The 22,607-nt window shown below is 48.7% G+C and carries 21 protein-coding genes, 1 tRNA gene and 1 pseudogene; 18 read left to right on the forward strand and 5 right to left on the reverse strand.

From position 1 onward, the window contains the following. Positions 1-448 precede the first annotated feature (448 nt). Positions 449-1,222 (forward strand): DUF4393 domain-containing protein, encoded by a 774-nt coding sequence (locus tag ABID13_RS24395; protein WP_048930356.1) that lies wholly within the window; start codon positions 449-451, stop codon positions 1,220-1,222. A 148-nt stretch (positions 1,223-1,370) separates the two neighbouring features. Then, positions 1,371-1,748: pseudogene (locus ABID13_RS24400) on the forward strand (site-specific integrase); the annotation flags it as partial. 130 nt (positions 1,749-1,878) lie between these two features. On the opposite strand, the gene ABID13_RS24405 reads toward ABID13_RS24400, so the two are convergent. Then, a tRNA-Leu gene (locus tag ABID13_RS24405) sits at positions 1,879-1,961 on the reverse strand. Positions 1,962-2,092: 131 nt separating this feature from the next. On the opposite strand from ABID13_RS24405, the gene ABID13_RS24410 reads away from it, so the two are divergent. The 9 genes from ABID13_RS24410 (at position 2,093) to ABID13_RS24450 (ending at position 11,260) form a co-directional block, all read left to right on the forward strand. Then, the gene (locus tag ABID13_RS24410; RefSeq protein ID WP_007870773.1) at positions 2,093-2,446 is read left to right on the forward strand and encodes an anti-sigma factor family protein; all 354 of its coding nucleotides are present in this window, start codon (positions 2,093-2,095) and stop codon (positions 2,444-2,446) included. 115 nt (positions 2,447-2,561) lie between these two features. Then, positions 2,562-5,336 carry a DNA polymerase I gene (gene polA, locus ABID13_RS24415; protein WP_048930357.1) on the forward strand — a complete coding sequence of 925 codons (2,775 nt, stop codon included), beginning with the start codon at positions 2,562-2,564 and terminating at the stop codon, positions 5,334-5,336. Beyond that, the gene (gene coaE, locus ABID13_RS24420; RefSeq protein WP_048930358.1) at positions 5,326-5,964 is read left to right on the forward strand and encodes a dephospho-CoA kinase; all 639 of its coding nucleotides are present in this window, start codon (positions 5,326-5,328) and stop codon (positions 5,962-5,964) included. The genes polA and coaE overlap by 11 nt, the downstream gene beginning before the upstream one ends. 18 nt (positions 5,965-5,982) lie before the next feature. Further along, positions 5,983-6,780 (forward strand): MBL fold metallo-hydrolase, encoded by a 798-nt coding sequence (locus ABID13_RS24425; protein ID WP_007870776.1) that lies wholly within the window; start codon positions 5,983-5,985, stop codon positions 6,778-6,780. Positions 6,781-6,945: 165 nt separating this feature from the next. Continuing rightward, complete coding sequence (locus ABID13_RS24430) at positions 6,946-7,218, forward strand: ACT domain-containing protein (protein ID WP_007870777.1); 273 nt, start codon at positions 6,946-6,948, stop codon at positions 7,216-7,218. A gap of 78 nt (positions 7,219-7,296) precedes the next feature. Next, positions 7,297-8,661, forward strand: coding sequence for a PFL family protein (locus ABID13_RS24435; RefSeq protein WP_007870780.1), 1,365 nt, complete (start codon positions 7,297-7,299; stop codon positions 8,659-8,661). Between the two features lie 15 nt (positions 8,662-8,676). Beyond that, the gene (locus tag ABID13_RS24440; RefSeq protein WP_048930359.1) at positions 8,677-9,318 is read left to right on the forward strand and encodes a histidine phosphatase family protein; all 642 of its coding nucleotides are present in this window, start codon (positions 8,677-8,679) and stop codon (positions 9,316-9,318) included. Between the two features lie 45 nt (positions 9,319-9,363). Beyond that, on the forward strand, positions 9,364-9,999 hold the full coding sequence (locus tag ABID13_RS24445) for an HAD family hydrolase (protein ID WP_007870785.1): 636 nt from the start codon (positions 9,364-9,366) through the stop codon (positions 9,997-9,999). Positions 10,000-10,042: 43 nt separating this feature from the next. Further along, the gene (locus tag ABID13_RS24450; RefSeq protein ID WP_048930360.1) at positions 10,043-11,260 is read left to right on the forward strand and encodes a class I SAM-dependent methyltransferase; all 1,218 of its coding nucleotides are present in this window, start codon (positions 10,043-10,045) and stop codon (positions 11,258-11,260) included. Between the two features lie 54 nt (positions 11,261-11,314). On the opposite strand, the gene ABID13_RS24455 is transcribed toward ABID13_RS24450, so the two are convergent. Then, positions 11,315-12,574, reverse strand: a complete 1,260-nt coding sequence (locus ABID13_RS24455) for a nucleotidyltransferase (RefSeq protein WP_007870789.1) — start codon at positions 12,572-12,574, stop codon at positions 11,315-11,317. Between the two features lie 266 nt (positions 12,575-12,840). Between ABID13_RS24455 and ABID13_RS24460 the strand changes: the two genes are divergently transcribed. The 6 genes from ABID13_RS24460 (at position 12,841) to rpmF (ending at position 18,083) form a co-directional block, all read left to right on the forward strand. Continuing rightward, positions 12,841-14,304 carry a S1C family serine protease gene (locus ABID13_RS24460; RefSeq protein WP_007870792.1) on the forward strand — a complete coding sequence of 488 codons (1,464 nt, stop codon included), beginning with the start codon at positions 12,841-12,843 and terminating at the stop codon, positions 14,302-14,304. A 134-nt stretch (positions 14,305-14,438) separates the two neighbouring features. Next, positions 14,439-14,771, forward strand: a complete 333-nt coding sequence (locus ABID13_RS24465) for a cyclic-di-AMP receptor (RefSeq protein ID WP_007870796.1) — start codon at positions 14,439-14,441, stop codon at positions 14,769-14,771. A gap of 284 nt (positions 14,772-15,055) precedes the next feature. Further along, positions 15,056-16,051, forward strand: coding sequence for a phosphate acetyltransferase (gene pta / locus ABID13_RS24470; protein WP_007870799.1), 996 nt, complete (start codon positions 15,056-15,058; stop codon positions 16,049-16,051). Positions 16,052-16,075: 24 nt separating this feature from the next. Next, entirely contained in the window at positions 16,076-17,272 is a 1,197-nt protein-coding gene (locus ABID13_RS24475; protein WP_007870800.1) for an acetate/propionate family kinase, read from the forward strand. A gap of 97 nt (positions 17,273-17,369) precedes the next feature. Beyond that, complete coding sequence (locus ABID13_RS24480; RefSeq protein ID WP_007870803.1) at positions 17,370-17,897, forward strand: YceD family protein; 528 nt, start codon at positions 17,370-17,372, stop codon at positions 17,895-17,897. 3 nt (positions 17,898-17,900) lie between these two features. After that, positions 17,901-18,083: a 50S ribosomal protein L32 gene (gene rpmF / locus ABID13_RS24485; RefSeq protein WP_002564324.1), complete on the forward strand. Its 183-nt coding sequence runs from the start codon at positions 17,901-17,903 to the stop codon at positions 18,081-18,083. A 77-nt stretch (positions 18,084-18,160) separates the two neighbouring features. Here the strand turns inward: rpmF and ABID13_RS24490 are convergent, their stop codons facing one another. Further along, the gene (locus tag ABID13_RS24490) at positions 18,161-19,135 is read right to left on the reverse strand and encodes a helix-turn-helix domain-containing protein (protein WP_048930361.1); all 975 of its coding nucleotides are present in this window, start codon (positions 19,133-19,135) and stop codon (positions 18,161-18,163) included. A gap of 222 nt (positions 19,136-19,357) precedes the next feature. Here ABID13_RS24490 and ABID13_RS24495 point away from each other — a divergent pair, with 222 nt between their 5' ends. Beyond that, a complete protein-coding gene (locus ABID13_RS24495; protein WP_048930362.1) occupies positions 19,358-20,719 on the forward strand; it encodes an MATE family efflux transporter in 1,362 nt (453 codons plus the stop codon). 92 nt (positions 20,720-20,811) lie between these two features. Here ABID13_RS24495 and ABID13_RS24500 read toward each other — a convergent pair whose 3' ends face one another. Together ABID13_RS24500 and ABID13_RS24505 are read right to left on the reverse strand one after the other, a co-directional pair. Beyond that, positions 20,812-21,948: an aldehyde dehydrogenase family protein gene (locus ABID13_RS24500; RefSeq protein ID WP_048930363.1), complete on the reverse strand. Its 1,137-nt coding sequence runs from the start codon at positions 21,946-21,948 to the stop codon at positions 20,812-20,814. Between the two features lie 141 nt (positions 21,949-22,089). Beyond that, entirely contained in the window at positions 22,090-22,605 is a 516-nt protein-coding gene (locus ABID13_RS24505; RefSeq protein ID WP_048930364.1) for an SDR family NAD(P)-dependent oxidoreductase, read from the reverse strand. Positions 22,606-22,607: the final 2 nt, after the last annotated feature.

A 22,607-nucleotide genomic window follows, 5' to 3' on the forward strand; every position in this document is an offset into this window, starting at 1 on the left:
ATTTCAAAAAAGTTGTTATAATAATCTTGTTTTAGCATAGTTCCATTATAACATGGAACGGAGAGAAAGATGGTTGTTGTTAGCCATCTTTTTTTTCTTTTTAGTGGATAAATTTCAGGGGCAGGCGTGACTCGCATGAGTCACGCCTGCCCCTGTTCGGAACCATCTATTTCCCGACAGCCCCTTCTTTAGTGGAAAATTTTTTGTATCAAATTGTTTTGTTCTATCTAACCGTTTTAATGTTGTAAGTAGCGTTGGATTAATTGGATGATAAGAGTGGACTTACTTATGTATTGAATACCAAAACAAAAAAGTTTCATAAAACTTCATGCGAAAGTCTACCTACATCTAATCGACAGGACATGGTTTTAAGTCGCGATGAGATCATAGCTAATAGGTATGATCCATGTAAAAAATGTAACCCATAACAAAATTCGGAGGAAGGTATATGGATATAAATATTATACCGAAATTTCTTGATTCAGCATTAACTCCAGTAGGAAAAGAAGTTGGTGAACGATTGGCGGATATTGTAAGTCTTGTTTTTACCCCAGTAATTAAAGCCAAGACAAGAAGAGATAATAATCTTAAACTATTTCTGGAAGACCTTGATAAAAAAGTTAATGAAATACCAGAAGATAAACTTCAGGAACCGCCACTAAATATAGTGGGACCTGCACTTGATGATGTGGCAAAGTTTTATTATGATGAAGAATATTTAAGAAAATTATTTGCAAATTTAATTGCTTCGTCAATGAATAAGGATTGTTATGTACATCCGTCATTTATAAAAACTATTGAACAGATGTCTCCTGATGATGCCCAAATAATCTATAAAGTGTTAGTTCCATTGGGACTAAATTTCTCAGATCATGTTAGAAATATATTTATAGCTGGGGAATTTACTCTTATATTTATTGAGGGTTCTAATCTAAAGCAGTGGCAGGATGCAACATTATTATTCACTATACCAAGAGATATTAAGGTGCCACGTAGATATCCAGATCAATTGGCACTGAAAAGAGGATTGACAAATTTGGAGCGCTTAGGATTGATATTTTTTAGTGATTTGAGAAAGTCAAATTATAAATTAGAATTATTTCCTAATGTACCGAATAACGGGGTTTACGAGGTTACTGTAGCGGCAACAACCTATGGTACATCCTTTGCAAATGTATGCTGTGAAAATCCGTATGATCATAAAATTTATACAATGTGGTGAATTGTAAAAAATGGGGAGACAGTTATTCTGTCTCCCTAAAAATATGTAAATTATATCCAAAATGTCTCCTATATAAAGACACAAAATAATAAAGAACTGAAAGAAGTCCGTAATGCACGGACGAATTACCACATGAAAGAATAAAAAGCATCGGTATTATCCGGTTACAGATGAAATACAGGCGCTTTTAGATAAGATCTATGCTGTTGAAAAGAAGTACGGTTATTTGAGTGAATATATATTCTCTGACGAAAGAGGCCGGATCCATGCAAGTGTAATATCTGATTGTGCGAGGAATGCGTCTATTTATATAGGCATGAGTTCAAAACCTATCCATAGCTATAGACGTACTGTATCTTCAAAGATGAGATGCAGTGGTGTAGCAACTCCAATTGTTGCTTCCTTAATGGGACATACAGAAAAAGTAAACGATGATTTCTATTCTTATGATGTCTCAGGTGATAAGTATAAGCTTGAAATTGTATCAAAAGTCAATAAAGATATTAAACAAAATATGACATTTTGATACTCAAGGAATACCACCTTTTAAGGAATACCAATTTTGGTATTCCATTTAAATGTTACACAAAAAATATAAAGCCTCAGAAACAACGCAAATACGGTGCTTCCAAGACTTTACACTTTCCAAAAAACAGTGCCGGCAGTGGGACTTGAACCCACACGATGTCGCCATCAACGGATTTTGAGTCCGCCTCGTCTGCCATTCCGACATGCCGGCCTATCTTTGCAACGTTGATTATTTTATCACAGTAAAGAGAGTTTTGCAAGTATTTTTTGCGTTGAAAAAGCAGATGATTTATTGTATGATGTAAGAAGATTTGATTACAATGACAGTTAGGAGGTGCGGCTGTGACCTGCAGGGAAGCGGAACGTCTGGTTATGCCTTATATTAACGGCAGCATTACAGATGAGGAGTTGGAAGAATTTTTAAACCATATTGAGCACTGTGAGAACTGCCGCGAGGAACTGGAGATTTATTTTACGGTGGATGTGGGTATCCGCCAGCTGGATGAGGGAACCGGCAGCTATAATATCCAAGGGGCGCTGGAGACAGCACTGGAGCTTTCACGTCAAAGAATCCACACATTAAAGCTTCTTCAGACAGCCAGGTATGCGGTGAACACCCTTTGTTTCTGGGCGCTGCTCATGGCACTGATACTGCAGTTTCGGTTATGGGGACAGAGCGGATTCCTGGGCCTGTAGAACCGGATATTGTTGAATCCGGGCCTGTAGAACCGGGTATTGCGGAATCTGAGCCTGTGGAAACAAAGACACTGACCGGCAACGGTATTTCAGATAAAGAAAGGACTATCTTAATATGGACAAACTAGTTTTAATCGATGGACACAGTATACTAAACCGGGCATTTTACGGGGTACCGGACCTGACGAATTCTGAGGGTCTTCATACCAACGCAGTGTACGGTTTTTTAAATATCATGTTTAAGATCCTGGAGGAAGAAAAAGCGGATCATCTTGCGGTGGCCTTTGATTTAAAGGAGCCCACCTTCCGCCATGAGATGTATGATGATTACAAGGGCACAAGAAAACCCATGCCCGAGGAGCTCCACCAGCAGGTACAGGTCATGAAGGATGTGCTTACGGCCATGGGAGTGCCGATCATGACCCTGCCTGGTTTTGAGGCGGATGATATCCTGGGAACGGTTGCAAAGAAAAGCCAGGCACGGGGAATCAATGTGTCCGTGGTATCCGGTGACAGGGACTTGTTACAGCTGGCGGACGAGCATATTAAGATCCGCATTCCCAAGACCAGCAGGGCAGGCACCGAGATCAAGGATTATTATCCGGAAGACGTAAAGAGGGAATACCAGGTCACCCCTGTGGAGTTTATTGATGTAAAGGCTTTGATGGGGGATGCCTCTGATAATATACCCGGTGTCCCATCCATCGGTGAAAAGACGGCCACCAGCCTGATCGCTGCTTACGGAAGTATTGAGAATTGTTATTCCCATCTGGATGAGATCAAACCGCCCAGGGCACAGAAAGCGCTGGGGGAGCACTACGATATGGCCCAGATGAGTAAGAAACTGGCCACCATTTGCCTTGACTGTCCGGTGGAGTTCCGGTACGAGGATGCAAAGATCGGAAACCTGTATACCCCGGAGGCATACCAGTATATGAAGCGGCTGGAGTTCAAGTCCCTGCTCACGCGGTTTGACGCATCGGCTGTGGAGGATTCCTCTGAATCCAGCCTGGAGGAACATTTTTTCCTGATCAAGGATGAGAAGGAGGCGGAAAAGGTATTTGCCAGGGCTGATAAATGCCAGGTGGCAGGTCTGCAGCTCATAACCGGCAGGAACACTGCGGCAGCGGAGGCGGCAGAGCAGATGGCCTTTAGTTTTGATGAGAACGGCGAGGTGAAGGCGGGAAAGAAAGCGAAATCCGGGCTTAATCCGGTAACCGGCCTGGCTCTGTGTTTTGGGGAAGATGAGATCTACTGCATGGCTGCAGGTGAAAAACTGTCAGGAGACTTCCTGGTCAGACGGGCGCGGGTGCTGTGCACTAAAAGAGCAGGCAAAGCAGCAGATAAAAGAGCGGACAAAGCAGAGGGCACATGGGTCCTGAACCTGAAGGAAATGCTTCCCTATCTGGAGATAGAGGACACGGAACCTGTTTATGACAGCGGAGTGGCAGGTTATCTGCTGAATCCGCTAAAGGACACCTATGCCTATGATGACCTGGCCAGAGATTATCTGGGGCTTACCGTGCCCTCCAGGGCGGATCTGCTGGCCAAGGCGGATCTAGGCGATGCGCTTTGGGATGAGGATGCCAAAGCGGTAACCTGTGCCTGCTACATGGGATATGTGGCATGGAAGGCGGCCGGTCCCTTAAAGCAGCAGCTGGAAGCAACGGGCATGTATGATCTTTTTAAGGATATTGAGATGCCCTTGATCTACAGTCTTTACCACATGGAAAAGGAAGGGGTTAAGGTAGAACGGGAGAACCTTACGGAATATGGGAACCGCCTGAAGGTGCAGATCGATGAACTGGAGCAGGAGATCTACAAGGATACGGGCAAGGAGTTTAATATCAATTCACCAAAACAGCTGGGCGAGATCCTGTTTGGGGATATGCAGCTTCCCGGCGGAAAAAAGACCAAGACAGGCTATTCCACGGCGGCGGATGTGCTGGATAAGCTGGCCCCGGATTATCCCGTGGTGCAGAAGATATTGGATTACCGCCAGCTTACAAAGCTGAATTCCACCTATGCCCAAGGGCTGGCTGCCTATATAGGTGAGGATGGCAGAATCCATGGGAAATTTAACCAGACCATCACGGCCACGGGAAGGATCAGCAGCACGGAGCCTAACCTCCAGAATATCCCTATCCGTATGGCCCTGGGACGTGAGATACGCAAGGTATTTGTTCCCAAGGAAGGATATGTGTTCGTGGATGCGGATTATTCCCAGATTGAGCTGCGTATCCTGGCCCACATGTCCGGGGATGAACGTCTCATCGAGGCATACCGTTCCGCACAGGATATCCATGCCATTACGGCCTCCGAGGTGTTCCATGTGCCCCTGGCAGAGGTGACGCCGCTGCAGAGGCGCAATGCCAAGGCGGTTAATTTCGGTATTGTTTATGGCATCAGTGCATTTGGGCTCAGTGAGGACCTGAGCATTTCCAGGAAGGAAGCGGTGGAGTATATTGACAAGTATTTTGAGACCTATCCGGGAGTAAAGGTGTTTTTGGATAACCTTGTAAACCAGGGAAAGGAACAGGGATATGTGACCACACTCTATGGAAGAATACGCCCTATTCCCGAACTTAAGTCCGCCAACTTCATGCAGCGCCAGTTCGGTGAGCGCGTGGCCATGAATTCCCCCATCCAGGGATCGGCGGCGGACATTATGAAAATTGCCATGATCGCAGTGGACCGGGAACTCCGTTCCAGAAACTTAAAGTCCAGGATCGTGCTCCAGATCCATGATGAACTGCTGATCGAGACTGCCAGGGATGAGGTGGAGATTGTCAGGGAACTGCTGGTGGATAAGATGAAACACGCCGCCAGTCTGAAGGTTTCACTGGAAGTGGAAGCGGAAGTGGGGGATTCCTGGTTTGATGCAAAATAGTGAGAAGAATGCGGAGGGCAGGGTGACGGATCAATGTAAGGCAGGCAAATTCATACTGGGCATAACCGGCGGAGTGGGTTCAGGCAAGAGCAGGATCCTTGCCATCCTAAAAGAAGATTACGGATTCCATGTGATCCAGGCGGATCAGGTGGCCAAAGACCTGATGCAGCCTGGAATGGAGAGTTACCTGGCAGTGGTGGGGTATCTGGGACCTTCTGTGCTTTTGGAGGACAAAAGCCTGGACCGGGCCGCCATGGCGGAGATCATTTTCCATGATCCGGAGAAACGAAGGGGTGTGGACGAACGGACACACCCTCTGGTGTGGAAGGCAGCCATGGAGGAAGCCATGGCTGCAAAGGAGGACCGGGTGGTCATAGAGGCCGCCATTCCCTCAAAAGAATTTCGTGACAAGTGCAGTGAAATGTGGTATGTTTATACATCAAGGGAGAACCGTATCAAGCGCCTTGAGGAGAACCGGGGTTATACGGTGGAGAAAACCCTGGCTATTATGGAAAATCAGGTGTCGGAGGAAACATTCCGCGCATTTTCCGATGCTGTCATAGACAATAACGGAACGCTGGAAGAGACCAGAGCACAGATTCAGGCGCTCTTAGAACATATATTTTAGGCAAAGGATTGTAAAAACATGAGAATGGTAAGCATTGCAAGCGGAAGCAGCGGGAACTGCATCTATATAGGTTCCGATGACACACATATCCTGGTGGATGCAGGGATCAGCAATAAGCGGATCCAGCAGGGGCTCAATGAGATTGGCCTTAGCGGGAATGATGTGAATGGAATCCTGATTACCCATGAGCATTCGGACCACATTAAAGGGCTGGGAGTACTATCCAGGAAATACCACGTGCCGGTATACGGTACAAGGGAGACATTGGACGAGATCGCCTCATCCGGAAGTCTGGGAGAGTTTGACAGGGATCTGCTTACTCCCATCTGCCCTGATGTGGATTTTACACTGGGGGACCTGAATGTGAGGCCCTTTAAAATCGACCATGATGCGGCTAATCCCGTTGCATACAGAGTGAACTGCGGTGACAAATCGGTGGCGGTTGCCACGGATATGGGGCATTTTGACCAGTACATAATCGATAACCTCCAGGGACTGGACGCCCTTTTACTGGAATCCAACCATGATGTCCGCATGTTGGAGACAGGCCCCTATCCCTATTACCTGAAACGAAGGATCTTAGGGGACCACGGCCATCTGTCCAACGAAAATGCGGGCAGGCTGTTGAACTGCGTTCTCCACGATAAGCTGAAAAAGGTCTTTTTGGGACATCTGAGCAAGGAGAACAACTATGAGGAACTGGCATATGAGACGGTCCGTCTGGAGATTGACGAGGGAGACTGCCCGTATGGTGCTTCCGATTTTTCCATCTCGGTGGCGGGCAGGGATCATATGAGCGAGATCGTGTACTTGTAAGTAAAAGGGAAGGCGCCTGCCTTCCCTTTTTAATTGCCGGGCCGTGGCAGCGAACAAAAAAATCTGAAAACCAGGCAGACAATTTTAAAAACATATGCTACAATGTCAAAAGATAAATATATCCCCTATGGATTACAGGGAAAAAATGGTATGAGGAGAATGAAAATGAACAAAGCAATTATCACTGTAGTAGGAAAAGACACAGTAGGGATCATCGCAAAAGTATGTACCTATCTGGCAGACAATCAGATTAACATTCTTGACATTTCCCAGACCATCGTGCAGGGTTACTTTAACATGATGATGATCGTGGATGTGGGCGCCATGACCAAGTCCTTTGGACTGGTATCAGAGGAGCTGGAACGCGCAGGTGAGGAAATCGGCGTTAAGGTTAAGATCCAGAGGGAAGACATTTTTACAAAGATGCACAGGATCTGATTCAGGTTCAGACGCAAGCCTGCAATCCGGCGCTCACAGGACAGCGCTGAGTCATTCATAAGAAAGGGTCAACAGGACATGATTAATATATATGAAGTAAATGAAACCAACAATATGATCGAGCACGAGAAACTGGACGTGCGTACCATTACTCTGGGCATCAGCCTTCTGGACTGCGTGGACAGCAATCTGGATCGGGTAAATGAGAACATTTACCGCAAGATCACCACCCTGGCAAAGGATCTGGTGGCCACGGGCCGGGATATTGAACGTGATTTTGGTATCCCCATTGTTAATAAACGTATTTCCGTCACTCCGATCTCACTGGTGGGAGGGGCGGCCTGTAAATGCCCGGAGGATTTTGTCACCATTGCAAGAACTCTGGACAAGGCTGCCAAAGAAGTGGGGGTAAACTTTATCGGCGGTTATTCCGCCCTTGTAAGCAAGGGCATGACCACAGCGGAGCGAAACCTGATCCTTTCCATTCCACAGGCGCTTGCCGAGACCGAGCGCATCTGCAGCTCCATCAATGTGGGTTCCACCAAGACAGGGCTTAACATGGATGCAGTGGAGCTTATGGGCAGGATCGTGAAGGAGACGGCAGAGGCCACCAGGGACAATGATTCCCTGGGCTGTGCAAAGCTGGTGGTATTCTGTAATGCGCCGGATGACAACCCCTTTATGGCAGGGGCATTCCATGGCGTCACAGAGGCGGATGCCATCATTAACGTAGGGGTCAGCGGCCCGGGAGTTGTGAAGGTGGCTCTTGAAAAGGCCAGAGGAGAGAATTTTGAGGTCCTGTGCGAGACGATCAAGAAGACTGCATTTAAGATCACGCGTGTGGGACAGCTGGTGGCCCAGGAAGCCTCCAGGCGTATGGGGATCCCATTTGGCATTATTGACCTTTCCCTGGCTCCCACACCATCTGTGGGCGACAGCGTGGCTGAAATCCTGGAGGAGATCGGTCTGGAGCGCGTAGGGGCGCCGGGAACCACGGCAGCCCTTGCCATGCTCAATGACCAGGTAAAAAAGGGCGGCGTAATGGCCTCCTCCTACGTGGGCGGCTTAAGCGGCGCATTCATTCCTGTCAGCGAGGACCAGGGAATGATCGATGCCGTAAGTCTGGGCGCCCTTACCCTTGAAAAATTGGAAGCCATGACCTGCGTATGCTCTGTGGGACTGGATATGATCGCCATACCGGGTGACACTCCATCCACCACCATTGCAGGTATCATAGCGGATGAGGCGGCCATCGGCATGATCAACCAGAAGACCACCGCAGTGCGCCTGATCCCGGTGATCGGCAAGAAGGTGGGAGATACAGCTGAGTTTGGCGGGCTTTTAGGCTATGCGCCGATTATCCCGGTCAACACGTTTTCCTGTGAGAAGTTCGTTACCAGGGGAGGAAGGATTCCGGCCCCCATCCACAGCTTTAAGAACTGATCAGGGGGAATCCATATGAAGCTTTATTTGATCCGGCATGGACGGCAGTGCAGCAAGCTGTGCAATGTGGATGTTGATTTAAGTGAAGAAGGTTACAGGCAGGCGTCTCTCTTAGGAGAGCGCCTGTTTCATGAAAACATACAGGTTGTATATTCCAGCAATCTGCTGCGTGCCGTGGAAACGGCCCAGGCAGCCAACCTGTACTGGAATGTGGAGCATATCATACGTCCGGAACTCAGGGAGATAAGCTTTGGGGACATGGAAGGCATGACGGATGAAGCCATTGCAGTAAAATATCAGGCATTTAAGGAGCGGCAGAACCGTATGGAGGAGGATATTCCTTATCCTGGTGGAGAATGTGCATCTGATGTGGTGCGCAGGGCGGAACCGGTGTTTATGGAAATGGTCCGAAGCGGCTGTGAGCGGATCGCGGTGGTGACCCATGGCGGGGTCATCCGGTCCATGACTGCCCATTATTTGGGAATCCCCATGGCCAAGTGGCGGCTTTTGGGATCCAGTCTTGAAAACTGCAGCATTACAGAACTGTGCTGGAACAGGGAAACAGGCCGTTTCCTTATGGAGAGATTCAATGATTACGCACATTTGCAGACGCATCCGGAGCTGTTGAGGAATGCCTGGGTGGATGCAGAGAATTAAAGCGCGGACGCAGACTGTGGGAGCGGCGCGCAAAAAGGAGCCGGTATGAAAAAAGGAATTATATTTGATGTGGACGGAACTTTGTGGGATGCGGCCGTACAGGTGGCGGATTCCTGGAATGAGGTGCTTTCAAAGCATCCTGATCTGGATGTGAAGATCACGGCACAGGACATGTATGACAATATGGGAAAAACCATGGATGAACTGGGAAAGACATTTTTTCCATCCCTCACCCATGAGGCATGCATGAAACTGATGACTGAGTGCATGGAATATGAGAACCATTATCTCTTAAGCCATCCCGGTCCCCTGTATCCCGATGTGAAGGAGACTCTGATCCGGCTTGCCAGGCAATATGAGCTGTTTATTGTCAGCAATTGCCAGCGCGGGTACATTGAAGTACTGCTGAAAAGCTGGGGGCTGGAGGAATATATCAGGGACAGGGAATGCTTTGGAAACACCGGACTTCCCAAGGGCGATAATATCAGGATGGTGGTCAGAAGAAATCATCTGGACCAGTGCTTCTACGTGGGCGATACGGCCATGGACCAGGCAGCGGCGGCAGCGGCAGGAGTCCCTTTTGTCCATGCAGCCTATGGGTATGGAAGAACAGATGGGGCGGCAGCCAGTTTGGAATATATGGCACAGCTGCCGGGAATCGCAAAACAGCTTTTGGGTTAGGGGTCTGCACCGAAAGCAGTGGGAGTCTCAATGGGAGGAAAACATGAATCAGGAAGAGTTAAGGGATGTGGAGCGGGCGCTGAATCTGTTTATGGACGGATCACTGGAACGGATTTTGCTGAGTAATCCCGTGGACAAAGATGTAATGGCAAAATCGCGTCTGCGTCCCCTTTTGTTAAAGGGGGAGCTGGTATTCCAGGCCGAGGAACAGGTGGGAAAGCAGGCATTTCACCGCAATATGAATAAGGAAGAGGCAGTGGATTATATAAAGGCGCTGCTGGACGGGAGTTTCCGGCAGGCGGAGATCGCCTCAGCCAATGGAAGCGCCCTGATCCTTGTGAGTAAAAAGGGAAAGGTGACCGTGAAGGTGAAGCGGTCTTCAGGCCGGCCCGCGCGGATCCAGGCAGGAACCGCCGCCCTTTCCCACAATCGGAAAAAACAGTATATCCTGGAGGAAGGAAAGCCGGTCCCCTTTTTAGTGGACCTGGGCGTTATGACAAAAGAGGGGAAGATCGTCAGCAGCCGTTATGACAAGTACCGTCAGATCAACCGCTTCCTGGAGTTTATAGAAGATATCCTTCCCAATCTGGACCAGACGGAAGAGACCACGATCATTGATTTCGGGTGCGGGAAATCATATCTCACCTTTGCCATGTATTACTACCTGAAGGTGCTCAAGGAATATCCCGTGCACATCATCGGCCTGGACTTAAAGCAGGACGTGATCGACCACTGCAGCAGCCTTGGCAGGCAGTACGGATATGACAGGCTGGATTTCTACCACGGAGACATTGCCTCCTACCAGGGCGTGGACCATGCGGATATGGTGGTAACGCTCCACGCGTGTGATACGGCCACGGATTATGCCCTGGAAAAGGCCGTGGACTGGGGGGCGAAGGTGATCCTCTCCGTGCCCTGCTGCCAGCATGAGCTGGCAAAACAGATGGAGAACGACCTGATGAAGCCGGTGCTTCAATACGGCCTGATCAGGGAGCGGATGGCCGCTCTCTACACAGATGCCATTCGGGGACAGGTACTGGAATACAGGGGATATAGAACCCAGATACTGGAATTTATTGACATGGAGCACACGCCTAAGAATATCCTGATTCGTGCCATTCTTCAGGGAAAGAAAAAGGACAATGGAAGCCGGATCAGGGAGCTGACAGGATTTATGGGAGTAGAGCCCACAATTGTAAAACTGCTGGCCCCGGAGCTCTTAGACCCTGAACTGCTGCCCCCTAAACCTCTGGTCCCCTGACACCGGAATTGCTGTACCCGGAACGTCCGGCCCCCAAATCTCCTGTACAAGGGATCACAGGATGCACACCGGCTGGGTGTACTCATTCCTGGCCCTGTATCCATAGGTATGTGCCAGAATGCTCTGGCGCACATGGGAGGCGTAGATATCCCGGTTCAGCATGGACATGGATGGCCCTGAAAGGATGCGTGATGCATCAGCCGTCTTTGTGACCAGCGGAACGGCGGACTGCTTTTTCAGGACGGAGAGCAGTTCCTTTGATTCCTTTTTAAAACCAAGAATACGGGCGTAGGGTGCATACCCTGCGCTTTTATATTCCTCCATATCACGGTCCGTAATGCCTAGGAGGAGATGGAGAAGGGCGCGGCTGACACGGGTGTAAGTGTACTGCCTGGTTTTCAGCTGCCGGATGCGTCCCTCCCATGACTCCTGTTCCAGAAGGCGTGTGTCCAGGCGGGAGGCCATTTCCCTGGACAGATCCGCGTAAACGGACAGGTCCCGGTTCTCTAGGGATAAGGAGAGCAGGGCATAATCCAGCAGACCGGAGAGGTCCTGGGCTGTGACAGGGGGTTCCTCCCGGTACAGGGGAAGGATCGCGGCAGGCACATGGGAAGTGAGCAGGCGCATTGCTGTGTCCTGCTCTTTTTTTGTCAAAAGGCTGCGCAGGGCGGAGGCGGAAGCCTGTCCGTGTTCCAGCTCCTGATCGTGATAGCCCTGTCCGCTGCGCTTAACGGTCACTGGTTTCAGGGAACTGCGGCTGCGGATAATGGCTTTGCAGTATTCTATACCCAGCAGATTGTTGGGAGAGCCCAGCAGGCTGTTCAGGCTGTCCCGGCTTAAGGGAATGTCTTTGTGTTCCCCTGCCATTTCCAAAAGGGCGTGGTTTCTGGCCTGGGGCCAGCTGAGGCCGCGGCGCAGGCCCTGGGACAGGGCGGCGGAAAATACCGGACTTTCATCTGCCAGCAGTGCGGCCGCGGTCTGGATATCCTGAATGGAACCGTCCTCGCTGCCAAAACAAATGGTATCCACTGCGCCCAGCGCGGTAAGAAGCGCCACGCCGCAGGCAGCAAAGTCCTCGGCGCTGCTGACAGCAAACACAGAGGGCATTTCCACCACCAGATCGGCGCCGCAGGCCAGGGCCATCCTGGTGCGCAGATATTTGCTGTATACAGCCGGTTCTCCCCGCTGTACAAAATCCCCGCTCATGACCACCACGCAGAAATCCGAGCCTGTCAGTTCTTTGGATTTATTTATATGAAATTCGTGACCACTGTGAAAGGGATTGTATTCGGCAATGATTCCGGTCAGTTTCATAATTTGTCACCTCATATCATGTATCATTTTGATCATTTTCCTGTTTTTTATCATGTCCATTATATCTGTAATCCACACCCGCGTCCAGTATTCCTTGGTCTGGATTGGAATTAGTTTATATTCAGTTTATAAATCTATAATAAATCGAACACAAATTCTCCACAATCACTTCACAATTCCACCATAAATCCTGAGTATATTTATAACTATCAAAAGGGTAACATCAAAAAAATAAAATAGAGAAATGTATGAAAGGAGACTTTTTTATGTACGAGAACGAAAACAGAAACTTAAATGAAAATACAAACCCCGAAGGAAATATGCCGGAGACAACCGTGAACTGGACCACTCCAAAGCCGGAGGATTCCCGGAACCAGGGAAATAACGGTTATGGCCCGTCATATGGAAACAGCCGCCAGCCGGGATATGATCCCATATATTCCCAGCAGACCGTGAATGGAGGCGGTCATCATGGAAACGGATCAAGCAATCCTCACCGTGGCCCAAAGAAAGGAACTTGGGTGAAACGGGCGGCAGGGATCACAGCTGCAGCCGTCCTGTTCGGTGCGGTATCAGGCGGTGTGATGACAGGTGTCAGCTATCTGGGAGCCAGGATGACCGGCCTTTACGGCACAACCACGGCCCAGGTTCAGACCCAGGCTCAGATCCCGCAGGTGGCGCCCGCGGTTACCACACAAAACAGTGACAATGCGGCAACCGTGGCGGCAGTGACCGATGTGTCAGGGATCGTGGAGAACGTAATGCCCTCCATTGTGGCCATCAATGATACCATGACAGTGCAGCAAAGGGATTTCTTTGGAATGCCACAGACCTATCAGGCACAGAGCAGCGGCTCGGGAATTATTGTCAACCAGACGGATACGGAGCTTCTCATTGCCACCAATAACCATGTGGTGGACGGCGCCCAGGACCTTAAAGTCACATTTGTGGACAACAATGATGTGAGCGCGGCGGTAAAGGGTACGGATTCAGCTTCCGACCTGGCGATCATCGCAGTGCAGTTACAGGATATACCTTCTGATACCATGAGCAAGATAAAGGTTGCATCCCTTGGGGATTCGGACAATATTAAGGTAGGCCAGCAGGTAGTTGCCATAGGAAACGCCCTTGGATACGGCCAGTCCGTTACGGTTGGCTATGTCAGCGCCCTTGACCGGGAGATCACGGACAGCAGCGGGATCACCAGGACATTTATCCAGACCGATGCTGCAATCAACCCAGGCAACAGCGGCGGTGCGCTGATCGACCTCAATGGAAATGTGATCGGGATCAATGCTGCCAAGACGGCTTCCACCGAGGTGGAGGGCATGGGGTTTGCCATTCCGATTTCAAAGGCACAGGAAATTTTAAATAACCTGATGACAAAGAAAACACGTGTTGCAGTTACCGAGAGCGCACAGGGCTACCTGGGAATCCAGGGAACCAATATTGATGCATCGGCAGCCCAGGAATTTGGTATGCCGGTGGGAATCTACGTGTACAAGATCGTGGAAGGCGGAGCGGCAGCATCCTCTGAATTAAAGGAAAAAGATATCATAACCAAGTTTGACGGCCAGTCCGTTACCAATATGGAGGAGCTAAAGCAGATGCTCACCTATTATGAGGGCGGTTCCACCGTTACACTCACCGTCCAGTCCCTGGTGAACGGGGCTTATGTGGAGCATGATGTGCAGGTTACACTGGGCACAAAGCCGGCAGCTGATTCATAAAATACCGCAACGGTTCAGGCCGGTCAGGAAGATAAGCCGCCCTGAACTGTTACAAAATACCAATAAATATTTATACCTATTTTATGGAAAATATGATATACTGAACCTAATAGACATTAAAGGAGGTTCAGCTTATGAAATTAGTTTATGCAATCGTAAGGAACGACAACGAAGATGATGTAGTAAGCCAGTTAACCCAACACCACTACAGCGTAACAAGGTTATCGACCACAGGCGGATTTTTAAAAAAGGGCAATACCACACTTATGATCGGTGCGGAAGACGATAAGGTGCAGGAAGTTATTGATATCATCAAGCAGGAGTGCGGACAGCACCAGAAGCTAACAGTGAACATGCCATACATTTCCGGTACCACCATGGTGAATTACGCCACCATGCCCATGACCGTGGAAGTGGGCGGAGCCACCATCTTTGTGATCAATGTAGACCGTTACGAGAAAATTTAATACACATTGCAGGCAGCAAAGGCGCCTGTGCACGGCTGGGACCAACAGCATCTGCACAGACGCCTTTTAAATATGTAAATGATTGGATATTCTTCAAGAATCTGGATACCCTAAAGTCTATATAGGACAGAATAAGGCCCGGTGCCTTTGCTATTCCGTAAAAACATATATATGCAGAGTACTTAAAAAAATGCAAGAATTTGTTAAATTCAACTTGTTTCCCCCATTCACTGCGTATATAATAAGTCTATATGCATTATTTACAATAAGGAAAGGGGTATACCATGGGATTTATTGATGTTATTAAAGAAAAAGCAAGAGCAGATAAGAAGACCATTGTTCTTCCAGAGTCTATGGACCGCAGGACATGGGTGGCTGCTGAGAAGATTTTAAAAGAGGATTTGGCAAATCTTGTTATTATCGGAACACCGGAGGATATCGGTGAGCACAGCAACGGACTGGACGTGTCCGGCGCAACCATCATCAACCCACAGACATATGAGAAAACTCAGGAGTATATAGATTTATTCGTAGAACTGAGAAAAGCCAAAGGCATGACCGAGGAAAAGGCCAGGGAAACCATTTTGAATGATTATGCATACTACGGCTGCCTGATGATCAAGAAGGGCGATGCGGACGGTATGGTATCCGGCGCCTGCCATTCCACTGCCAACACACTGCGTCCATGCCTGCAGGTGATCAAGACCAAGCCAGGCACAAAGCTGGTATCCGCATTTTTCCTCATGGAAGTTCCGGACTGCCAGTTTGGCGATAATGGAACCTTTGTATTTGCCGACTGCGGCCTGAACCAGAATCCGAATCCGGAAGAACTGGCGGCAATTGCAGTATCCTCTGCTGAGAGCTTTAAGCTGCTCACAGGAAGGGATGCCAAGGTTGCGATGCTTTCCCATTCCTCCAAAGGCAGTGCAAGCCACGCAGATGTGGACAAGGTGGTAGAGGCAACCAGACTGGCTAAGGAGATGGCTCCTGAACTGGAACTGGACGGCGAGCTTCAGCTGGATGCAGCCATTGTTCCTGAGATCGGCGAGTCCAAGGCTCCGGGCAGCAAGGTGGCCGGACATGCGAACGTACTGGTATTCCCGGACCTGGATGCAGGCAATATCGGATACAAGCTGGTGCAGAGACTTGGCAAGGCAGAAGCCTATGGCCCAATGTGCCAGGGTATTGCAAAGCCTGTTAACGATTTATCCAGAGGCTGCTCTGCAGATGACATTGTAGGTGTTGTGGCTATTACCGCTGTACAGTGCCAGAATAATTAATAAGATTAAGGAGAATATTACAATATGAAGATTTTAGTAATCAATTGCGGCAGCTCCTCTTTAAAATATCAGTTAATTGATATGGAGAATGAAAGTGTAGTGGCAAAGGGACTTTGCGAGAGGATCGGAATCGAAGGCTCAAAGCTGACCCATCAGCCTTCCGGCAAGGACAAGTTCGTGATCGAGAAGCCGATGCCAACCCACAAGACGGCCATTGAGATGGTAATGGAAGCACTGCAGGATGCAGACCACGGAGTGATCAAGGATACCAGCGAGATTTCCGCCATCGGACATCGCGTACTGCACGGCGGCACTGTGTACAGCGATTCCATTGTTGTGAACGAGGATGTAAAGAGAGTGATCCGTGAATGCTTTGACCTTGGACCTCTGCATAACCCGGCAAACCTGATGGGAATCGAGGCATGTGAGGCTGCTATGCCAGGAACGCCCAATGTTGCTGTATTTGATACTGCGTTTGGCATGTCCATGCCTGAGAAAGCATATATGTATGCGATCCCTCATGAGTACTTTGAGAAATACGGCATCCGCCGCTACGGCTTCCACGGAACAAGCCACAAGTTCGTATCTGCTGAGGCTATCAAGTTCGGCGGCCTGGATCCCAAGACCGCAAAGGTGATCGTGTGCCACCTGGGGAACGGCTCCAGCGTGTCTGCTTCCATCGGCGGCAAGTGCGTGGATACCAGCATGGGATTAACGCCTCTTGAAGGACTGATCATGGGAACCAGAAGCGGTGACGTGGATCCTGCCGTGCTTCAGTTCATCATGAACAAGGAGGGCCTTGATATCAACGAGATGCTGAATATTCTGAATAAGAAGTCCGGTGTTTACGGTATGACAAACGGTATCTCCAGTGACTTCCGCGATATTGAGAATGCTAAGGCAGAGGGCAACCATCTGGCAGAAGTTGCACTGGATGCGTTCATCTACCGCGTGACCAAGTATGTGGGTGCTTACGCAGCAGCCATGAACGGCGTAGATGCGATCGCGTTTACCGCAGGCGTTGGTGAGAATGACAAGGCCGGAAGAAAGGCTATTTGTGAGAATCTGGCTTACATGGGTGTGAAGATCGATGACGAGCTTAACAATATACGCGGCGAGGAGAGAGTGATCTCTTCTGCTGATTCCAAGGTAAAGGTTATGCTGATCCCAACCAATGAGGAGCTGGCGATCGCAAGAGAGACTCTTGACCTGGTTCAGTAAATTTCCATAAGAAATTGCGTATTTCTGGAAACTTTTTATTGACAAACCCCTTGCACCTATGTATAATAGCATAGGTGCATATCAAGGAGTATATGGTATGCTGATTAATTTATCGGAACTGTTTCCCGTGGAGGGAAAGTCTAAAACTTATACCCAGGAGCTGGATATGACACAGTTTCAGGCGCCGGACGGCACCTATGAGATTGTGGAAAAACAGCCGGTGACCCTGGTGATAACAAACCGGGGCGATAAGATACTTACTGTGACAGGAGAGGCTGACCTAAGCCTTGAGATGCCGTGCGGCAGGTGCTTGGAACCGGTGAAAGTTCCCTTTCATCTGGAGATTGACCAGGAACTGGACATGAACCGGACAGAGGAGGAGCGGGTAGAGGCTTTGGATGAGCAGTTCTATATTAATGGTTATAATCTGGATGTCGACCAGCTGGTTGGTAATGAGTTAACCTTGAACCTGCCTATGAAGGTTCTCTGCAGTGAAGACTGTCAGGGGATTTCTAATAGATATGGTACAAATCCGGGCTCTGGAGAAGGTGACTGTGATGACAGCCCACTGGATCCAAGAATGTCAGTTATCCAGGATATTTTTAAACAGTTGAAGGAGGTGTAAACCATGTCTATCTGTCCAAAGAATAAATCTTCAAAAGCAAGAAGAGACAGCCGCAGGGCAAACTGGAAGATGAGCGCTCCAAATCTGGTAAAGTGCAGCAAGTGTGGCGCTTTGATGATGCCTCACAGAGTTTGCAAGGCTTGTGGTTCTTATAACAAGAGAGAGATTGTAAGCGTTGAGGATTAATTTTCAGCGTCTCTGTGACAAGGAAAATGAAGTTGGATCAAGGCCTCCGGGGTATTGCCCTGGAGGCCTTGCTTGCGTTAAAAAGGTGTTTTCCAAAAAGCAGTTCGGTATTCAGCAGGTGTCAGGCCTGTACTTTGGCGGAATAATTCTGAAAGACGGCTGGAGGTGGAATATCCCACACTTTTAGCTATTTGGCCGATCGTCAGATCACTGGTGGTCAAAAGGCACTCTGCATGGCTCACTCTTCTTTGCTGAATATAACTTGTAACAGAGCAGTGATAAACGCTCTGAAATAGAAGTTTGAATTTGGAAAGACTCATGCAGGCAAAACCGGCCAGCTTCTCCAGGGGTATTTCACCGGCATAATGGTCGTTGATATAAGCTGCGGCCAATTCGATGTGCTTTAAATCCTGCATGCTGATTTCTGCCGATTTGGAATGTTTTGGATTGTTTTTCAGACGGGAGAGAAGCGTGGAAACCACTTCTGCAACCTTCCCCTCATAAAACAATTTTGCTGCCATTCCCTCACCACGATAATGTTCCACCTGTTTTAGAAGTATGACTAATTCCGGGAAATTCGCCTCCTGATCCAATTGGGAAAAAGCGGTAGAGGGGTTAAAATATTCTTCCGGATAATTTTCCTTCATATAATCCTTATAATAAGCCGGTGCAATACCTATCCCAACACTGCGGATCGGTATTTTTTTGTGTACCCAGATTTTATACGGTTCCTCATTGCCCGCTATGCTTTGGATGCAGCCTGCATGGATCCGTCTGTAGGGGGTAAGCTGTTCACCTGAGATGGAGTCGTAATATATGACACTTAAATATCCTGAAACATTGCTTTCTACCAGTGTATCTTTATGAAAATAAAAATCATGAATCTTGATATCGAATAAATCCTTTTCTCCATAGGCCCAAAAGCAGCCGGCCCCCATTTCAGGTGCCATTTTCCAGCATGTTCCTAATAGGCCGTAGGGGTGTTCTTCACATGAAGTAAATCCATAGAACTCCATGAGACGGGCATTCCAGTATTCCATTGTATGCTGCATTTAAGTCCTCCATTGAAACGATCAGCCATTTCTTTGAAACGATTAGCCATAAAATCGCGCAGATGATTGTATCATTTCAAATAAAGTGCTATCTTGATCATGAGGTTAGCGAATTCTAACCGCATTATATCATTATCACACAAAACCGTCAATAAGTGAAATCTTTAGACGGTGTGTGGAATGCACTACAAAACTCTCAACTATAAGAATGGAGGCGTGCTGATGTCTGAAAAAATGAATACACGGGCTATGCTGCTGAGTGACAGCCCGTGGAAGCTGGTAGCAAAACTTAGTGTTCCCGCAATTGTTGGAATGGTGGTGGTAGGGCTTTATAATTTCATGGATGGTGTTTATGTCGGGCAAATGATAGGAGATCGTGCAATGGCCGCAGTATCGGTGTCTTATCCCTTTACTTTAGCCAATACCGGGATTTCCACCCTGATCGGCGTTGGCTCTGCCTCGGTCCTGTCCAGGGCGATCGGGAAGAAGGACCAGGCTGTAATCGATAAGATCATGGGGAATTTAATTGCTCTAAACCTCATATTTTCACTTATCATTATGGCGGGTGGTATGATTTTTACAAAGCAGATTTTGATGCTTTCCGGTGCAAAAGGTGAAATCCTATCGCTTGCAACACGATACCTGCGTATTATTTTTGCCGGCAGTCTGTTTGTCAACTTTGCACAGTCGGCAAACATGATCATGCGCGGTGAAGGACTGCTTAAACGGGCCATGATGTTCAGCGCCGGTTCCGCGGTCATGAATATTATCCTTGATCCGGTTTTCATTCTGCTTCTTAATCCCTATGGGCGGGGAATTGATGGGGCCGCCTACGCAACAATTCTTTCCCAGGTCGCATATGCAGCTGCCACACTGTGGTACTTTAAAAAGAAAAGCAGGGCAGTGCGGATCCATGCTATACGTATTGAGAAAGATCTATTTCATGAAATTATCGGCGTGGGTGTATCTGCTATGCTCATGCAGGTTATGATGCTCGTACAGCAGACCGTGCTTTATAACCTTGCTGCTCAGCATGGAGGCGATACATGGCAGATTATTCTGGGGGCAACTTATCGTGTGGTTTCCTTTGCCTTCATTCCTTTGTGGGGGCTTTCACAGGGATATCAGCCGGCCGTGGGTACCAACTATGGGGCAAAGCAATATGACCGTGTAAAATACATAACCAAAATTTTTTCCATAGCAGCAACCTTGCTGGCACTCATTTTCTATTTGCCGATTATGACTGCACCCAAAGCGATCCTATCCATGTTTATAACAACTCTTTCTGTGGCAGAACAGGGAGCGGGGGCATTTCGCCTGTTTTTTATATCCTTTATCCTGTTAGGCTTCTGGATTGTGGTCCTGACTCTGATGCAGTCCCTGGGCAGGGCCACGAAGGCAAGTGTATTGGTGATCCTGCGCCAGATTGTCCTCTATATTCCTGCTGCAATTATTATGCCGCATGTGGCTGGACTGGGGGTACATGGTATATTCACAGCACCGGTGATCACGGATATGATTGTATTGATCGTAGCAATCAGGATGGCGGTAAGCGAATTTAAGAGGATGGATGGAAAACCATAGGGGAACAGATATTCGGAAGTCCTGGATTACGGAATTGCGTTTTACAAAAAGCAAGTGCAGGGTCAAAGCAGTTCATGTATGTCTTAAATAATTCAGGCTGGATGCATCAGGATGGACAGGTAGATACACAGACGGTTAGGCACCATATTTAAGGCCACTGCTGTTGCATACCAAACGCCGTAGAGCGCGGCTGCATTCTTTGTGCTGCATTTCTGATCCAGCATTCCCCACAGATAGCTTCCAACCGTGCCGATTAGTGCGCACACCGACATGGCTATCATAGCAGCACTCCGGGACAGTTCGATACTGGTCAGCCGTAGGATCAGCTGACTTATTACGCCCACGGTAACCATCATGTATATGCCCACGCCCAGACTGACAAACCAGAATTTTCTGGTGCGCAGAAAACAGCGGTAGGTCTGTGTCCCCTGCTCCGGCGGTTCACCTTCTGCCGCCAGGGCTGCCTCCTCATCCGTCAGATTAGCCGGATTCTCCCCAGCCTCCTGGGGAGTGTCAGGTATAAGCATTGCTCCGATGCATAGCAGGATCATCATACAGCCAATGATTGTGATTGCCCATTCGATCCCTCCGCACACCTGGGTCAGCATGGTGATTACAATTACAATGGAAGCCGAGGCCGGATTATTTCCCATCGCCGCCCAGCCTACAACAAGCTCCTGGGATTTCTTTTTGAGCAGAGCTACAAACTGATCGGCAATGCTCTCCTGAACACAGATGACAGGCAAAGCCATGCAGTGCATACCCCTACAGCCAAAGGAGGAGTTGATGACCGCATTGACACTGTTCTCCAAATCAGCGTCTTCCAGAACCAGGGCATGGTTCTTTGCCCCACACTGGGCCTGGACACGCTTGCCGTTAGCAGCCGCCTTGGAATAGATCTCCTTGCCAACGCCGGTGGTGCCGACAAAGGTTACGGCCTTGACCCTGGGGTCGGTGAGAAGAATATCCGCTTCGTGGTGGCTGCATGTGACCAGATTCACAACGCCCTTGGGAAATCCTGCTTCAGTGTAGAATAACCCCAGGATCCGGATGGCGGTTAAGGGGGTGGGAGAAGCCTCTTGCGCCGAGGTGATCGCTATTTCTACTTCCTCCTGGGTGCAGCGCGGCACTTCGGCGATCACTTCGCCGGTGTTGGAATCGGTTACAGACATATAAATATCGGTTTTGGACTCGCGCCATTCACCATATACGCAATACTTTTTTTTCAATAGACATTGTGATTTCCTCCTGGAATTGTTAGTTTATTTCACGCGGTATACCTGAGAGTAGTCGCAGGGGTCATTGTAGAAGGTGTGTTGTGCTCCCAGATACCGCTTGATCTTCAAATCGGCCAGATACTGTGCAATGGGCTAGTAGGTAGGCATATCGTCTGGATCAGGACGGATAAACCTGATACTGCCGGAGCAAAACGTGGTTTCCGGTTCGCGGATGGGGAAGGGATAATCCGCTGGTCTTTCCCATGCTTTGGGGTTGAATGTGACATAACTGGCATCGGCTCCGCCGCCGCTGCCAACGGCCCGGATCCCGATGACAGAGGAGAGATTGATGATTTTGCCGTGAATGTCATGTACCTTCATGTACCGGCCAAAATGCTTGCAGGTAAGCATGACTGATTTTACATTGGCATCAAACATGGCATCCCACGTATCTGCCGGGAACTCGGTTCCGGGAAATTTCTTGTTGACCCCCTGGGAGTTAACAAGAATATCAACCGTTCCCATCTTTTCCAGGGCATCTGACAGGAGAGCTGTCACATCCTCCTCTTTGGAAGCATCCCCTGCATGGTATAGGATATCCGCGCCGCCGCCTGCCTTAATTTCATCCTGGGCACGCTTGAGGGAATCTTCCCTGCGGCTGGATATCATCA

It is taken from the genome of Enterocloster citroniae, from assembly GCF_040545455.1.
GTDB classification, from domain to species: domain Bacteria; phylum Bacillota; class Clostridia; order Lachnospirales; family Lachnospiraceae; genus Enterocloster; species Enterocloster citroniae.

Bases quoted from the DNA above. Each gene is read 5' to 3' on its own strand.
- ABID13_RS24435 (WP_007870780.1), top strand. From the start codon at position 7,297: ATGATTAATATATATGAAGTAAATGAAACCAACAATATGATCGAGCAC.
- pta (WP_007870799.1), top strand. From the start codon at position 15,056: ATGGGATTTATTGATGTTATTAAAGAAAAAGCAAGAGCAGATAAGAAG.
- ABID13_RS24445 (WP_007870785.1), top strand. From the start codon at position 9,364: ATGAAAAAAGGAATTATATTTGATGTGGACGGAACTTTGTGGGATGCG.
- coaE (WP_048930358.1), top strand. From the start codon at position 5,326: ATGCAAAATAGTGAGAAGAATGCGGAGGGCAGGGTGACGGATCAATGT.
- polA (WP_048930357.1), top strand. From the start codon at position 2,562: ATGGACAAACTAGTTTTAATCGATGGACACAGTATACTAAACCGGGCA.
- ABID13_RS24490 (WP_048930361.1), bottom strand. From the start codon at position 19,135: ATGCAGCATACAATGGAATACTGGAATGCCCGTCTCATGGAGTTCTAT.
- rpmF (WP_002564324.1), top strand. From the start codon at position 17,901: ATGTCTATCTGTCCAAAGAATAAATCTTCAAAAGCAAGAAGAGACAGC.
- ABID13_RS24495 (WP_048930362.1), top strand. From the start codon at position 19,358: ATGTCTGAAAAAATGAATACACGGGCTATGCTGCTGAGTGACAGCCCG.
- ABID13_RS24395 (WP_048930356.1), top strand. From the start codon at position 449: ATGGATATAAATATTATACCGAAATTTCTTGATTCAGCATTAACTCCA.
- ABID13_RS24425 (WP_007870776.1), top strand. From the start codon at position 5,983: ATGAGAATGGTAAGCATTGCAAGCGGAAGCAGCGGGAACTGCATCTAT.
- ABID13_RS24475 (WP_007870800.1), top strand. From the start codon at position 16,076: ATGAAGATTTTAGTAATCAATTGCGGCAGCTCCTCTTTAAAATATCAG.
- ABID13_RS24440 (WP_048930359.1), top strand. From the start codon at position 8,677: ATGAAGCTTTATTTGATCCGGCATGGACGGCAGTGCAGCAAGCTGTGC.
- ABID13_RS24430 (WP_007870777.1), top strand. From the start codon at position 6,946: ATGAACAAAGCAATTATCACTGTAGTAGGAAAAGACACAGTAGGGATC.
- ABID13_RS24465 (WP_007870796.1), top strand. From the start codon at position 14,439: ATGAAATTAGTTTATGCAATCGTAAGGAACGACAACGAAGATGATGTA.
- ABID13_RS24450 (WP_048930360.1), top strand. From the start codon at position 10,043: ATGAATCAGGAAGAGTTAAGGGATGTGGAGCGGGCGCTGAATCTGTTT.
- ABID13_RS24505 (WP_048930364.1), bottom strand. From the start codon at position 22,605: ATGATATCCAGCCGCAGGGAAGATTCCCTCAAGCGTGCCCAGGATGAA.
- ABID13_RS24480 (WP_007870803.1), top strand. From the start codon at position 17,370: ATGCTGATTAATTTATCGGAACTGTTTCCCGTGGAGGGAAAGTCTAAA.
- ABID13_RS24455 (WP_007870789.1), bottom strand. From the start codon at position 12,574: ATGAAACTGACCGGAATCATTGCCGAATACAATCCCTTTCACAGTGGT.
- ABID13_RS24460 (WP_007870792.1), top strand. From the start codon at position 12,841: ATGTACGAGAACGAAAACAGAAACTTAAATGAAAATACAAACCCCGAA.